Source organism: Microbacterium sp. NPDC091382, from assembly GCF_044757025.1.
GTDB lineage: Bacteria > Actinomycetota > Actinomycetes > Actinomycetales > Microbacteriaceae > Microbacterium.
In genome coordinates, this window is the sequence record NZ_JBIVUD010000003.1 from 427,678 (window position 1) to 440,834 (window position 13,157).

Sequence of the window (13,157 nt, forward strand, 5' to 3'; positions counted from 1 at the left end):
GGTGAGACGCAACGACGAATAAGGACCGGCGTATTCCACCTTCGCTCACTCCGTCGACCCAGCGCCCTCCTCGGCCGGAGCGTCGACGAGGTCGTCGTGCGCCTGCTCGAACTGTGACCGGTACAGCCGGTAGTACGCGCCCTGCTGCGAGATGAGCTCCTCGTGAGTGCCCTTCTCGACGATGTCGCCGTGCTCCATCACGAGGATGAGGTCGGCGTCGCGGATCGTCGACAGGCGGTGGGCGATGACGAACGAGGTGCGCCCTTCGCGAAGCGCCGCCATCGCGTGCTGCAGCAGCAGCTCGGTGCGGGTGTCGACCGACGAGGTTGCTTCGTCGAGGATCAGGACCGCCGGCTGCGCGACGAACGCGCGTGCGATCGTGATCAGCTGCTTCTCGCCGGCCGACACGTTCGAGGCATCCTCGTCGAGCATCGTGTCGTAGCCGTCGGGAAGCGAGCGGACGAAGCGGTCCACGCGCGTCGCGACCGCGGCATCCACGATCTCGTCGTCCGTGGCCGAGGCGCGACCGTACCGGATGTTCTCGCGGATCGTCCCGGCGAACAGCCACGGATCCTGCAGCACCATCCCGGTGCGCGAGCGCACATCGTCGCGCGAGAGCTGCGCGATGTCCTGTCCGTCGAGCAGGATGCGACCGCCATCGAGCTCGTAGAAGCGCATGAGGAGGTTGACGAGCGTGGTCTTGCCGGCGCCGGTCGGGCCCACGATCGCCACGGTCTGACCGGGTTCGACGCGGAAGGACAGGTCGGTGATCAAGGGGTGTTCGGGCGCATACGCGAACTTCACGTGCTCGAACTCGATCACGCCACGTCCGTCGCCTCGGGCGGGGGCGTCGGCGGCATCCGGCTCCTGCTCGTCGGCGTCGAGGAGCTCGAAGACACGCTCGGCGGACGCCGTGCCCGACTGGACCACGGCGGCCATGCCGCCGAGCTCCGACAGCGGCTGCGTGAACTGCTGCGAGTACTGGATGAACGCCTGCACGTCGCCCAGGCGCAGTTGCCCGCTGGCGACCATCAGCCCGCCGAGCACGGCGATGCCCACGTAAGTGAGGCTGCCGACGAAGGTCATCGACGGCATGATCATGCCGGAAAGGAACTGCGCCTTGAACGCCGCCTGGTAGAGCTCCTCGTTCTCCTCCTGGAACTTCGCGCGGGCGTCGGCCTCGCGACCGAACACGCGCACGAGCGAGTGACCCGAGAACGACTCCTCGACGCGGGCGTTGAGGCGGCCGACCTTGCGCCACTGCACGCCGAACGCCTTCTGCGACTTCGGGCCGATGACGCCGAAGATGATCGCCATGAGCGGCAGGGCGATGAGGGCCACGATCGCGAGCTGCCACGAGATCGAGAACATCATGATGAGCACGCCCACGACGGTGAGCACGGCGGTCAGCGCACCCGACAGCGACTGCTGCATCGTCTGGGTGATGTTGTCGATGTCGTTCGTGACGCGCGAGATGAGCTCACCGCGCTGGACACGGTCGAAGTGCGAGAGCGGCAGACGGTTGAGCTTGGCCTCGACGTCTTCGCGCAGTCGCCACATGGTGCGGACCATGATCACGTTGATGACGTAGCCCTGCGCCCACGTCAGGATCGCCGACACGACGTAGATGACCAGCACCCACGTGATGATCACCTTCAGCGCGTCGAAGTCGACGCCCGAGCCGGGCGTGTAGTTCTGCATCGCGGCGACGATGTTGGCGAAGTCGTCCTGGCCCTGGCTGCGGAGCGCCTCGACCGTCTGGCTCTGGGTGAGGCCGGCGAAGGCGGGGCTGTCGCCGAGGGTCTTCGACAGGAAACCCTCGAACACGATGTTCGTCGCCTCGCCGAGCACCTTCGGCGCGATGACCGCGAGGACGACCCCGATCGCTCCGGCGATCGTGACGAGGCCGAAGAGCCACTTGAAGGGGGCGAGCAGCCCGATCATCCGGAGAAAGCTCGGGCCGAACTGAGATGCCTTGCCCGGGGCGACCGAATCCCACGATCCGCTGTTCAGACGCGCCTGCTCGGCGAGTTCCGCCTCGAGCTTCTCGTCTTCGGTCATCTGCGTCTCCGGCGCGCTCATGCGTCCACTCCCAGCTGCGATTCGACGATCTCGCGGTAGGTCTCGTTGGTCACCAGGAGTTCGGCGTGGGTCCCCACACCGACCATGCGGCCCGCGTCGAGGACGACGATCCGATCAGCGTCGATGATGGTCGACACGCGCTGAGCGACGACGATCTTCGTCACCTCGGGCAGCTCGCGCCAGAGCGCTTGTCTCAGGCGTGCGTCGGTCGAGAGGTCGAGGGCCGAGAACGAGTCGTCGAAGACGAGGATGTCGGGGCGATGCACGATCGCGCGAGCGATCGACAGCCGCTGCCGCTGACCGCCCGAGACGTTCGTGCCTCCCTGCGCGATGCGGGCATCCAGTCCGCCCTCCATCTGCTCCACGAAGTCCCGGCCCTGCGCGATCTCCAACGCGTGCCAGATCTCCTCGTCGGTGGCATCCTCCCGCCCGAAACGCAGGTTGGACGCAACGGTCCCGGTGAACAGGAACGCGCGCTGGGGGACCAGGCCGATCCCCCTCCAGAGCTCGTCCAGGTCGGCCTCGCGCACGTCGACCCCGGCGACCTTCACCGAGCCTCCGGTGACATCGAAAAGGCGGGGAATGAGGGAGACGAGCGTCGTCTTTCCCGCCCCGGTCGAACCGACCACGGCCACCGTCTCACCGGGCGCAGCGGCGAAGGTGAGCCCGGCGAGCACGGGGGAGTCGGCGCCGGGGTAGGTGAAGGACACGTCCTCGAACTCGACGGCTCCCGGCCGGGGGAACTCTCGCACCGGCTGCTCCGGACGGACCAGGCCGCCGTCGACGGCGAGGACCTCGCCGATCCGATCGGCCGAGACCGCCGCGCGCGGGATCATGATCGTCATGAAGGTGGCCATCAGGACGCCCATGAGGATCTGCCCGATGTACTGCATGAAGGCGAACAGGGTGCCGATCTGCACGCTGCCCTCGTTGACCTCGATGCCACCGAACCAGATCACACCGACGACGGTGACGTTGAGGACGAGCATCGCGAGCGGGAACATCAGGACGAAGAGCGATCCGACCTTGCGGCCGACGACGAGGATGTCGGTGTTCGCGCCGCGGAACCGCTCCTCCTCGATCGGTTCACGGACGAAGGCGCGGACGACCCGGACTCCGGTGAGCTGCTCGCGCAGGATACGGTTCACGGCGTCGAGCTTGGTCTGGTAGCTCCGGAACAGCGGCACCATGCGGCTGATGATGAGGACACCGATGACCAGCAGCGCGGGGACCGAGACGCCGATCAGCCAGCTGAGGCCGACGTCCTGCTGCAGCGCCATGATGATGCCGCCGATGGCGAGCAGAGGAGCGGTGACGAGCATCGTCGCGCCCATCATCGCCAGCATCTGCACCTGCTGCACGTCGTTCGTGTTGCGGGTGATGAGCGACCCCGCCCCGAACTGCGTGACTTCGCGCTCCGAGAACCCGCTGACACGCTCGAACACGTCGCGTCGGATGTCGCGGCCGACGGCCATCGCGGCGCGAGCGGCGAAGAAGGTGGCGACGATCGACGCGACGATCTGGCCGAGGGCGATGGCGAGCATGAGGATGCCGTGCGACCAGATGTAGCCGACGTCGCCCTGCGTGACGCCCTTGTCGATGATGTCGGCGTTCAGGCGCGGGAGGTACAGCGCGGCCATGGCAGAGGCGAACTGGAAGATCAGCACGCCGACGAGCAGCCAGCGATAGGTCCGGAGGTACCGGACCAGAAGGGTTCCGAGCATAGATCTCAGAGTGCCACCGCCCGGCGACATCCGCGTCCCCCCGCGGGTGGATGTCCGCTGACGGCGTAGCGGGCCTCAGCTCGCGAGCTCGAGCAACTCCTTCACGTGCCCGACGATCTCGCGCGGACGGAACGGCTTCGCGACGACCTCGTCCACGCCGGCGCGGAGCGCCACCTCCTGGTCGCTGCTGTGCACGCGAGCGGTCAGCATGATGATGTGCGGCTGCGGGATGTCGAGGCTCCGACGGATCTCCTGCGACGCCTGGATGCCGTCCGTCCCCGGCATCATCCAGTCCATCAGAACGACGCGCGGACGATGCGCGCGCACCCGGTCCACGCCCTCGCGCCCGTTGCCGGCGCGAGCGACGGAGATACCGGCGCGCTCGAGGCTGGAGACCAGCAGCATGGCGATGTCGTCGTCGTCGTCAACCACGAGCACCGATATCGCCACCCCCGTACTCTGACACGAACGGGAGGCGCGGGGTAATCGCAGGGCGCCACGCGTTCTCGCGTCACGACTAGCCTGGGCGCCATGACCGCCACCTTCACCGAGGTCACTCGAGCGGCGTGCACGCCCGAGGAGATGTTCGACCTGTCGCTGTCGATCGACACGCACGTGGAGTCGATGGCGCGGTCGGGAGAGCGCGCGGTCGCGGGAGTCACGAGCGGAACGATCGGTCTGGGCGAGAGCGTCACGTGGCGGGCCCGTCACTTCGGGATCGTGTGGACCATGACGTCGCGCATCATGGCCCTCCAACGACCGCACCGCTTCGTCGACCAGCAGGTACGCGGCCCGTTCCGATCGTTCCGTCACGAGCACCGGTTCGAGCGCGACGGCGACCTGACGGTCATGACGGACACGATCACGCTGCGCTCGCCGCTGTTCGGTTGGATCGTAGAGCCCCTGCTTCTTCGCCCGTATCTTCAGCGGCTCATCCGCTCACGCAATGCCGTCCTCGTCGCGTCGCTGGAACGGTCGGGGCCTGATCAGGTGCGGTGATGCCGTGTTCCTCCCCGTCCACCGGGGATTTTGACGCCGGTCGCGATAGCGTGGGAGCGGTCCGTCCTGGCGGTCGGCCATTGAAAGGAACCCATGAGCACTGGAAGCGACCCGGCACGCGCGTTCGCGCACGTCACCGGTGGGACCGCACGGTTCACCGCGGCGGACGGCGCTGAGGAGACGCTCGAGGCCGGTGACGTGGACGCGGTGCGCCGTCTCGTCATCGATCGTGTCCGAGCGGATGCCGCTGCCTCCGGTGCTCCCGTCGAACTGAACACCAGCGGCGATCGTGGCGAGCACCGGCTTCTCATCGATCCGTCCGGTGCGATCGACGTCGAACTCGACGACCGCACCGTGACCCGCTCCGAGCTGCGACAGCAGGCGTGGTGGACGACCGACCCGGAGCCGGCGGACCCCGAAGAGGCGGAGACGGAAGCGGAACCCCACCTCGTCGCGGAGGTGCCCGCCTTCTTCCCGTCTTCCGCCGTCGACGCCGGCGACGACGACGACGTCGACGACCCCGCTCCCGCCGGCTGGGAGCCTGCCCGCGTGAGCGAGATCCCCGCTGCGGCGCCGGTCTCTGCGCCTGAGCCCGAGGCGGAAGCCGACAGTCAGCCGACGACCGGCACCGATCCCGTCGATGTCACTCGCGCCTCCTTCGCCGCCGACGAGCGGCCTGCGGAAGACCCAGACGCGGCCCACGTCCCCGCTCCCGAACCGACGGTTCCCGAGGGCGCTCCCGCGCCGGACACGGCGTTCGAGGCATCCGCATCCCAGGGGCCCCGTCCCTCCTTCATCGAGCCCCCCTCCGATCACCCCGCCACCGTGACCGGCTGGCGGGCGTTCTTCGTGCGGATCGGCGTGCCCATGAAGCCGTCGAAGGCCGAGATCGAGCGCGCCGAGCGCGAGAAGGCGGTGTCCCGCCAGTGGGCTGGATGCCGCGCCATCGCGGTCGCGAACGGCAAGGGCGGCGTCGGCAAGACGATGACCACCGCCGTCCTCTCCGCGGTGTTCGCGCGGCACGGCGGCGGCAATGTCCTCGCATGGGACAACAACGACACGCGCGGCACGCTCGGTTGGCGCACCGAACAGGGCGACTACGACACGACCATCCGCGACCTGCTGCCCGAAGCACCGCGGCTGCTCGAAGCGACGGCATCCGTCTCGGACATCGCGCGTTTCGTCCACCATCAGTCCGTGGACCGCTACGACGTGCTCCGCTCGAACCCGGAGCTGCTCGCGGCGGATCAGCGCATCACGACGGCGGACTTCGACCTGCTCGCGCAGGTCGCTGCCCGCTACTACCGCATGGTGATCTTCGATTCCGGCAACGACGAGTCGGCCGACCGCTGGCTGAGGATGATCGACTCCGCGCATCAGCTCGTCGTCCCGACCCTCGCCGCTCCGGAATCCGCCGAATCCGCCGCTCTCCTGCTCGATGCACTCCGCAAGCGCGACGAGCACTCGCGCCGTCTCGCCGATGGTGCTGTCGTGGTCGTGGGTCAGTCCGAGCGCGCGGGGATCGGCGCCGCGCAGCGCATCGCGGCCGGCTTCGAGGGACACGTCCGTGCAGTGGAGATCATCCCCTTCGACGACTCGCTGAAGGCCGGACGCATCCGGTACGACGCGCTGCAGCCGCGGACGAAGGACGCCTGGATGCGCGCCGCGGCCGCGGTGGCCCAAGGACTGTAGGTACGCGTGCGTGCGGCGACGGGGGTGATGATCGTCGTCTCCGTGCTCGCCGGTCTGGTTCTCCTCGGAGGCCTCTTCCTCGACAACCGTGAGAGCGCCGAGGGCCGGTGCTGGAAGGACGACCACCCGGTGGGTGTCGCGGTGTCGGAGACGGCACTTCTGTCCGCCGAGGCAACCGTATGGCCCGCGGGGCGCCAGTGCACCTGGGCGGCGGCCTCGGGCGACGGCGCCGTCGTCACGCAGACGGGATGGTCGAGGACGGTCGCATTCGTGAGCGTGACGGCGGTCTCGGCCGCTCTCGCGGTCGTGGGGCTGATTCGCCGACGCGCTGGAGCCGTCATCCCGCTGGTCGTATGCACGGTCGCTTTCGGCCTCGCGGTCTGGACCTCCTGACGACGTGTCGGAGGATGATGGAATGACCGGTACCGACCACGACACGCGGCTGATCGAGGTCGCCGCGCGGCTCAGCGTGGCTCCCGCCGGTGATTTCGTAGCGCTCCGCAGATCCGCGGCGAAGCAGGTCGAGGACCGGGACCTGGCAGCCGCCATCGGTCGGCTGCGCAAGCCCGTGCTCGCCGCCTGGGTGGTCAATCTCCTCGCGGCGCACGACCCGAGGGCCTTGGCGCCGGCTGTCGAGCTCGCTGACGCCTTCCGCGAGGCGGCGGATGCCGGGGACGGGCGCGCGCTCGCGGAGCTCACGACGAGGCGCCGCGGCATCCTTCGCGATCTCGCCGAACGCGCCGTGGCTCTCGCCGCCGCGAACGGCGCGGACGTCGGCGCGGCGGTGCGTGCGTCCGTCGAGCAGACACTGGACGCCGCGCTCCGGGATCCGGATGCCGCTGCTGCCGTTGCGAGCGCGCGATTGCTGCGGCCGATCAAAGCCACCGGCATGGACGCGCCCGACCTGACCGACGCCGTGTCGGGGCCGTTCGAGGCCGTCTCGGACGCGCCCGAGGGCGGAGACGATCTCGCCGAGCGGCGCGCCGCTCGCGCCGCGGAAAGGGCCGCTGCGGAGGCTCGCCGCCACGCGGAGAGTGCAGAGAAGGAGCTCACCCGGCTAGAGGAGCGCGCTCGCGCGGCGAGCGCGCGTTCCGCTGAGCTCGAGGAGCGTCTCGCCGAGCTGGAGCGGCAGCGAGCACGGACCGCGAACGACCTCGACGCCGCGCGGGCCGAGGCGGATGAGCTCGCCGAGGCATGTGTCGCGGCCCGCGACACCGCGCGACGGGCCAGGAAGGCCGCCGATCGGGCGGCGACGTGATCAGCCGCGCGAGCGGAGCTGGTCGAGCGCGGTCGTCGCGGTCGACCAGACGAGCGTCTGCGCGACTTCTTCGGCCCGGTCGTACCGCGGCCCCGTGAGGACGACGTACACGGCTCCGACGACGTCGATGAAGCCGACGACCTCACCGCCGATCCGCACCTCGTACCGGTCGTCTGCGACCAGGTCCCACTGGATGCGGGAGGCGCGAGGCGAGGCGTCGGCCGGTCGCCGGGTGGGCAGCGCACGCAGCGTCTCAGAATCCACGTACATGTTCCGCACCTCGTCCCTCGCACCCAGCCGACACCGATCCCAGGTGACCACCATCGCCCTGGTCATGAGGTTGACGGAGGGGATTGACGAGGTCGTCTCGGGCGGCTACGTCAAGACGGGGGATTCGGCCGCGATGCGCCGGACGGCGTCCGTCACGGTGTCCAGCAGGTCGGAGGACAGGTTCCATCTCTGCCAATAGAGCGGCACGTCGACGGTGTCGCCGGCGAGGATCGTCAGCGATCCGTCGGCGACGCCCGCTTCGAACTGGCCGGGGAGCAGCATCCCCCACCCGAGCCCGAGGGTGATCGCCTGCGCGAACTCGGCGGATGCGCTGATGATGTGCCGCGGTGGCTCCCGCCGTGCACCGTGTCGCCGTGCGAAGGCGCTCTGCAGACTGTCGTGCCGGTCGAAGTCCACCCGCGGCGCGGCCTCGAGGCCGGCCCGTTCCACGCCGCCCCGAAACCAGCGGTCGGCGAAGGCCCGGGTCGCCACCGCGGTGTATCGCATCCGGCCGAGCGGTGAGGCGATGCACCCCGCCACCGGATCCCGCTGTGACGTCACGGCTGCCATCACCGTGCCGGCGGCGAGCAGCTGAGCGGTGCGCTCCTGATCCTCGCGGTGCAGTTCGAACGTGACTCCTCGTTGGTCGGTGACGGCGGCCAGGGCGGGGAGGAACCAGGTGATGAGGGAGTCCGCGTTGACGGCGAGAGGGACGTGCGCCGGGCCGTCGTCGTCGCCGAGCGCTGCCCGTGCCTCGTGTTCGAGCACATCGATCTGTCGTGCCAGGCGCACGAGCGGCTCACCGGCCGTTGTCACGGTGACGGGTTTCGTCCTGCGGAGGACGACACGGCCGACGCGCTGCTCGATGACGCGGATACGTTGGCTGACCGCACTGGGCGTGACGCCCAGGCGCGCGGCCGCTCGATCGAGAGTGCCGGCGTCGACGGCAGCGGCGAGCGTGCGCAGGTGCTCCACCGGGATGTCCATGGCACGAAGTGTACTGAACAAGCGCTTAAGATCCTGCAGAATCCTTCGCTGTACTGCATGAGCCGACGTGCGTAGCGTCGGATACGTGCCCGCCGAACTCGTCGCCCTCCTCTCCGGCCTCGGACTCTGCCTCGGGCTCATCATCTCGATCGGTGCGCAGAACGCCGTGGTCCTCCGGCAGGGCCTGCGACGAGAGCACGTGGGCCTCGTCGTCCTGGTCTGCGTCGTCAGCGACGCCGTCCTGCAGACCGTCGGCGTCGCCGGCATCGCCACCGTCGTGACCGCGCACCCGTGGCTGGAGACCGCTGCGCGGTGGGCCGGCGCGATCTTCATCATCGGGTTCGCGATCGTGAGCGCGCGTCGGGCGTGGCTCGGCGGCGGGAGCCTCGAGGCGTCCTCGGATCAGCAGACGTCTGACTCCCCGCCCGGCGGCGCGGTGATGACGCGCTCGCGCACGACGACACGCACCGCCACGCTGGTGACCATCCTCGCCGTCACCTGGCTGAATCCGCACGCGATCGTGGAGACGACGGTAGTTCTCGGTTCCGTCGCCGCGACGCACGGCGACGCGCGATGGTTCTTCCTCGCCGGAGGGATCGCCGCCAGCACCCTGTGGTTCGTGATCTTCGGTTACGGCGCCCGGTACCTCGCGCCCCTGCTGCGAACCGAACGAGCGTGGCGGATCCTCGACGGCGGCATCGCCACGATCATGCTGATCATCGCGGTGACGCTCGTCCTCGGCTGACGCCGGGGGAGGAGCGCCGCCGGGTCAGTGCGCGGCGTCGTAGGCGTCGAGCACCTGCGCGGGCACGCGGCCCCGCTCCGAGACCTGGTAGCCGTTCTTGGCCGCCCACTCGCGGATCGGCGCGTAGTCCCGCTGGCCGGAGCGCTTCTGCGTGCGGCTCCCGCTGGAGGATGCCGCGGGTCGACCCGAGTTCGCCCGGTTCGAGACGCGACGCGCGGCGTCGATGTACGGCGCCAGAGCCTCGCGAAGCGCGTTCGCGTTGTCGTGGGTGAGATCGATCTCGTAGGCGGTGCCGTCGACGGAGAAGAGGACGGTCTCGCCGTCGCCGACCTCGAGGACGGTGCCGTCCAGGTCATCGACGAGCTGGTGCACGATTTTGCGGGCCATGCGCTGAGCCTAGTGGTGAGGATGGCCGCTACGGCAGCAATCCGGCCCGGCGCGCCTTGGCGACGGCCGCGTGGCGGGTCGAGGCATCCAGCTTCGCCATCGCCGCCTGCAGATACGACTTGACCGTGCCTTCGCGCAGCGAGAGCGACGCGGCGATCTCGGCGTTCGTCGCGCCGAGTGCGCAGCACGCCAGGACGTCGAGCTCTCGAGGGGAAAGGGCGACATCGAGCGACGCTGCCGTCTCAGCGGGCCGGGTCATCCCCGTCAGCCGCTTCTCGACGGCGGCGATCCGGTCGCGGAGTGCGGGGTCGGAGACGGACGCCGCGATGCTCCGCAGCTCCGCGTAGCTCTCGCGCAGATCCTCCTGGGCGGCGGCGGGCAGTGCGGGCTCGCCGGGAAGCAGCGCGGCGACTCGACGGTCGACCTCCTCCCGGACGCGCAATTCGGTCGCGAGCATGTCGGCCGCTTTGAACGCGGGGCGGCTGACGAGGTCGCCGACCGGACCGGGGGTCCAGGACCCGCAGTAGACGATGCCGCGGGGCCGGCCCGTGACGACGACCGGGACGGCGAGGAGGGTCGAGATGCCTTCGCCCAGGATCGCCCGATCGTAGTCGTGGGTGATCGTGCGCGCCGTCCGGTAGTCCAGAGCCAGTCGGGGGCGCTTCTCGAGCATCGCCGCGCCGCCCAGTCCACGGCCGGCCTCGACGACGAGTCCTTCGATGCTCCGGGTCCGGGTGCCGGCGATCGCGGTCACATGGACGGCGCCACCTCGTTCGAGGCCGCCGAAGACAACGGGAAATCGGGTCTGACGAGCCAGATCCGACACGGCTCGGGAGACGAGCCGCGTGTCCGCGTCGCTCTCTGCCGACGATCCCACGCGTACCTACTTCCGGGGGTGACGGCACCTCTGCCGCCTTCGTACGGTCGAACATACCACGCGGCTGATTCCCAGGAACGGCCGGTGAGAGCACCGTCGCTCACCCCCATGAGGCAAGGAGGCCACATGTCGTCCCAGTCACCCCGCGGAGGCGTCGAAGGGAGTGCCATCGACTATGTCGCGGTCGAAGAGTCGCCGCGTTTCGTCGAACTGAAGAAGAAGCATCGCAGCGTCGTCTTCCCGCTCGCTCTGCTCTTCCTCGTCTGGTACTTCGTCTACGTCCTGCTCTCGTCATTCGCGCCCGACGTCATGGCGCAGGAGGTCTTCGGTCACATCACCATCGGCCTGCTCCTCGGCCTCGGCCAGTTCGTCACGACCTTCGCGATCACGATGGGCTACGTCGCCTTCGCGAACCGGACCCTCGACCCGATCTCGTCCGAGATCCGCGCCGACCTCGAGAGGCAGGAAGCCCGATGAGTCCGATCCTCCTCGCTGCGGCGCCGGCTGCGGCCGAGAACAATCCCGTCCTCAACATCTCGATCTTCGGCGCCTTCGTCGCGGTGACCTTGTTCATCGTCATCCGCGCGAGCCGCAACAACAAGACGGCCGCCGACTACTACGCGGCCGGTCGCTCGTTCACCGGCCCGCAGAACGGCTTCGCCATCGCCGGCGACTATCTCTCGGCGGCATCCTTCCTGGGCATCGTCGGTGCCATCGCCATCAACGGGTACGACGGGTTCCTCTACTCCATCGGCTTCCTGGTCGCGTGGCTCGTCGCCCTGCTGCTGGTCGCCGAACTGATGCGCAACACGGGCAAGTTCACGATGGCGGACGTGCTCTCGTTCCGCCTGAAGCAGCGCCCGGTGCGCCTGGCGGCGGCGATCACGACGCTCGCCGTCTGCTTCTTCTACCTTCTGGCGCAGATGGCCGGTGCCGGTGGCCTGGTCTCGCTGCTGCTGGGGATCACCGAACAGATCGGGCAGTCGATCGTCGTCGCCGTGGTCGGCGTGCTGATGATCGTCTACGTGCTCATCGGCGGCATGAAAGGCACGACCTGGGTGCAGATCGTGAAGGCGTTCCTGCTCATCGGCGGCGCCATCGTCATGACGATCTGGGTCCTCGCGATCAACGGCTTCAGCCTGGACTCGCTGCTCGAGGCCGCCGTCCAGAAGTCGACGACCGACCCGCAGGAGGCCATCCTCGGGCCGGGCCTGCAGTACGGCGCCAACCCGTGGGACTTCATCTCCCTCGCGATCGCCCTGGTCCTGGGAACCGCGGGTCTGCCGCACGTCCTCATGCGCTTCTACACGGTCCCGACGGCCAAGGAGGCTCGTCGCTCGGTCGTGTGGGCGATCTGGCTGATCGGCCTCTTCTACCTGCTGACCCTCGTCCTGGGCTACGGCGCGGGTGCGATCGTCGGCTCGGAGACGATCAAGGCCGCCCCCGGTGGCGTCAACTCCGCGGCACCGCTGCTCGCTGCGGCGCTCGGGGGACCGGTTCTCCTCGGCTTCATCTCGGCGGTCGCTTTCGCGACGATCCTCGCCGTCGTCGCGGGTCTGACGATCACGGCGGCGGCATCGTTCGCCCACGACATCTATGCGAACGTCGTGAAGAAGGGGAATGTGCCGCCGGACGGCGAGGTCAAGGTCGCCCGACGCACCGTCATCGTGATCGGCGTGCTCGCGATCCTCGGGGGCATCGGCGTGCAGGGTCAGAACGTCGCGTTCCTCGTGGCGCTGGCCTTCGCGGTCGCGGCCTCGGCGAATCTCCCGACGATCCTGTACTCGCTGTTCTGGCGGAAGTTCACCACTCGCGGTGCGGTGTGGAGCATGTACGGCGGTCTCGCCACCGCGATCGTCCTCATCGTCCTGTCGCCCGTGTTCTGGGGCACCGAGACGAGCGTGTTCAAGAACGTCGGCACCGCGATCTGGCCGCTCAACAACCCGGGCATCATCTCGATCCCGGTCGGCTTCCTGCTCGGCTGGCTGGGGTCCGTGACCTCGCGCAAGGCGGAGGACGCGACCAAGGCCGCCGAGATGGAGGTCCGATCCCTGACGGGCTACGGCGCCGAGAAGGCGGTCGATCACTAAGAACAGAGCGGATGCCGCGACGAGGCGGGCAGGGACGGCCTACACG

The 13,157-nt window shown here is 69.1% G+C and carries 14 protein-coding genes; 7 read left to right on the top strand and 7 right to left on the bottom strand.

Annotated elements, in window-relative coordinates; translation table 11 throughout:
- Positions 1-45: 45 nt before the first annotated feature.
- The 3 genes from ACIQLK_RS13595 to ACIQLK_RS13605 form a co-directional block, all read right to left on the bottom strand.
- A complete protein-coding gene (locus ACIQLK_RS13595) occupies positions 46-2,082 on the bottom strand; it encodes an ABC transporter ATP-binding protein (protein WP_400365400.1) in 2,037 nt (678 codons plus the stop codon).
- The gene (locus tag ACIQLK_RS13600; RefSeq protein ID WP_400365401.1) at positions 2,079-3,806 is read right to left on the bottom strand and encodes an ABC transporter ATP-binding protein; all 1,728 of its coding nucleotides are present in this window, start codon (positions 3,804-3,806) and stop codon (positions 2,079-2,081) included. Before ACIQLK_RS13600 ends, ACIQLK_RS13595 begins: the two co-directional genes overlap by 4 nt.
- 75 nt (positions 3,807-3,881) lie before the next feature.
- Complete coding sequence (locus tag ACIQLK_RS13605; protein WP_400365402.1) at positions 3,882-4,256, bottom strand: response regulator; 375 nt, start codon at positions 4,254-4,256, stop codon at positions 3,882-3,884.
- A gap of 81 nt (positions 4,257-4,337) precedes the next feature.
- Between ACIQLK_RS13605 and ACIQLK_RS13610 the strand changes: the two genes are divergently transcribed.
- The 4 genes from ACIQLK_RS13610 (at position 4,338) to ACIQLK_RS13625 (ending at position 7,755) form a co-directional block, all read left to right on the top strand.
- Positions 4,338-4,805 carry an SRPBCC family protein gene (locus ACIQLK_RS13610; RefSeq protein ID WP_400365404.1) on the top strand — a complete coding sequence of 156 codons (468 nt, stop codon included), beginning with the start codon at positions 4,338-4,340 and terminating at the stop codon, positions 4,803-4,805.
- Positions 4,806-4,898: 93 nt separating this feature from the next.
- A complete protein-coding gene (locus ACIQLK_RS13615) occupies positions 4,899-6,497 on the top strand; it encodes an AAA family ATPase (RefSeq protein WP_400365406.1) in 1,599 nt (532 codons plus the stop codon).
- A gap of 27 nt (positions 6,498-6,524) precedes the next feature.
- On the top strand, positions 6,525-6,890 hold the full coding sequence (locus ACIQLK_RS13620; protein ID WP_400365407.1) for a hypothetical protein: 366 nt from the start codon (positions 6,525-6,527) through the stop codon (positions 6,888-6,890).
- A 22-nt stretch (positions 6,891-6,912) separates the two neighbouring features.
- Positions 6,913-7,755 carry a hypothetical protein gene (locus ACIQLK_RS13625; RefSeq protein WP_400365408.1) on the top strand — a complete coding sequence of 281 codons (843 nt, stop codon included), beginning with the start codon at positions 6,913-6,915 and terminating at the stop codon, positions 7,753-7,755.
- On the opposite strand, the gene ACIQLK_RS13630 is transcribed toward ACIQLK_RS13625, so the two are convergent.
- Entirely contained in the window at positions 7,756-8,025 is a 270-nt protein-coding gene (locus ACIQLK_RS13630; protein ID WP_400365410.1) for a hypothetical protein, read from the bottom strand. It abuts the gene before it with no gap.
- A gap of 105 nt (positions 8,026-8,130) precedes the next feature.
- The gene (locus ACIQLK_RS13635) at positions 8,131-9,012 is read right to left on the bottom strand and encodes a LysR family transcriptional regulator ArgP (RefSeq protein WP_400365411.1); all 882 of its coding nucleotides are present in this window, start codon (positions 9,010-9,012) and stop codon (positions 8,131-8,133) included.
- An 85-nt stretch (positions 9,013-9,097) separates the two neighbouring features.
- Between ACIQLK_RS13635 and ACIQLK_RS13640 the strand changes: the two genes are divergently transcribed.
- Entirely contained in the window at positions 9,098-9,757 is a 660-nt protein-coding gene (locus ACIQLK_RS13640; RefSeq protein WP_400365412.1) for a LysE/ArgO family amino acid transporter, read from the top strand.
- 24 nt (positions 9,758-9,781) lie between these two features.
- On the opposite strand, the gene ACIQLK_RS13645 is transcribed toward ACIQLK_RS13640, so the two are convergent.
- Positions 9,782-10,144 carry an Lsr2 family protein gene (locus tag ACIQLK_RS13645; protein ID WP_400365414.1) on the bottom strand — a complete coding sequence of 121 codons (363 nt, stop codon included), beginning with the start codon at positions 10,142-10,144 and terminating at the stop codon, positions 9,782-9,784.
- 28 nt (positions 10,145-10,172) lie between these two features.
- Positions 10,173-11,021: a response regulator transcription factor gene (locus ACIQLK_RS13650; protein ID WP_400365416.1), complete on the bottom strand. Its 849-nt coding sequence runs from the start codon at positions 11,019-11,021 to the stop codon at positions 10,173-10,175.
- A gap of 126 nt (positions 11,022-11,147) precedes the next feature.
- Here ACIQLK_RS13650 and ACIQLK_RS13655 point away from each other — a divergent pair, with 126 nt between their 5' ends.
- Both ACIQLK_RS13655 and ACIQLK_RS13660 read left to right on the top strand, forming a co-directional pair.
- Entirely contained in the window at positions 11,148-11,498 is a 351-nt protein-coding gene (locus ACIQLK_RS13655) for a DUF485 domain-containing protein (protein ID WP_400365417.1), read from the top strand.
- Entirely contained in the window at positions 11,495-13,111 is a 1,617-nt protein-coding gene (locus tag ACIQLK_RS13660) for a cation acetate symporter (protein WP_400365419.1), read from the top strand. Before ACIQLK_RS13655 ends, ACIQLK_RS13660 begins: the two co-directional genes overlap by 4 nt.
- Positions 13,112-13,157 lie beyond the last annotated feature (46 nt).

Coding starts and splice junctions, on each gene's coding strand:
- ACIQLK_RS13595 (WP_400365400.1), bottom strand. CDS start 2,082: ATGAGCGCGCCGGAGACGCAGATGACCGAAGACGAGAAGCTCGAGGCG.
- ACIQLK_RS13600 (WP_400365401.1), bottom strand. CDS start 3,806: ATGCTCGGAACCCTTCTGGTCCGGTACCTCCGGACCTATCGCTGGCTG.
- ACIQLK_RS13610 (WP_400365404.1), top strand. CDS start 4,338: ATGACCGCCACCTTCACCGAGGTCACTCGAGCGGCGTGCACGCCCGAG.
- ACIQLK_RS13615 (WP_400365406.1), top strand. CDS start 4,899: ATGAGCACTGGAAGCGACCCGGCACGCGCGTTCGCGCACGTCACCGGT.
- ACIQLK_RS13620 (WP_400365407.1), top strand. CDS start 6,525: ATGATCGTCGTCTCCGTGCTCGCCGGTCTGGTTCTCCTCGGAGGCCTC.
- ACIQLK_RS13625 (WP_400365408.1), top strand. CDS start 6,913: ATGACCGGTACCGACCACGACACGCGGCTGATCGAGGTCGCCGCGCGG.
- ACIQLK_RS13630 (WP_400365410.1), bottom strand. CDS start 8,025: ATGTACGTGGATTCTGAGACGCTGCGTGCGCTGCCCACCCGGCGACCG.
- ACIQLK_RS13635 (WP_400365411.1), bottom strand. CDS start 9,012: ATGGACATCCCGGTGGAGCACCTGCGCACGCTCGCCGCTGCCGTCGAC.
- ACIQLK_RS13645 (WP_400365414.1), bottom strand. CDS start 10,144: ATGGCCCGCAAAATCGTGCACCAGCTCGTCGATGACCTGGACGGCACC.
- ACIQLK_RS13655 (WP_400365417.1), top strand. CDS start 11,148: ATGTCGTCCCAGTCACCCCGCGGAGGCGTCGAAGGGAGTGCCATCGAC.
- ACIQLK_RS13660 (WP_400365419.1), top strand. CDS start 11,495: ATGAGTCCGATCCTCCTCGCTGCGGCGCCGGCTGCGGCCGAGAACAAT.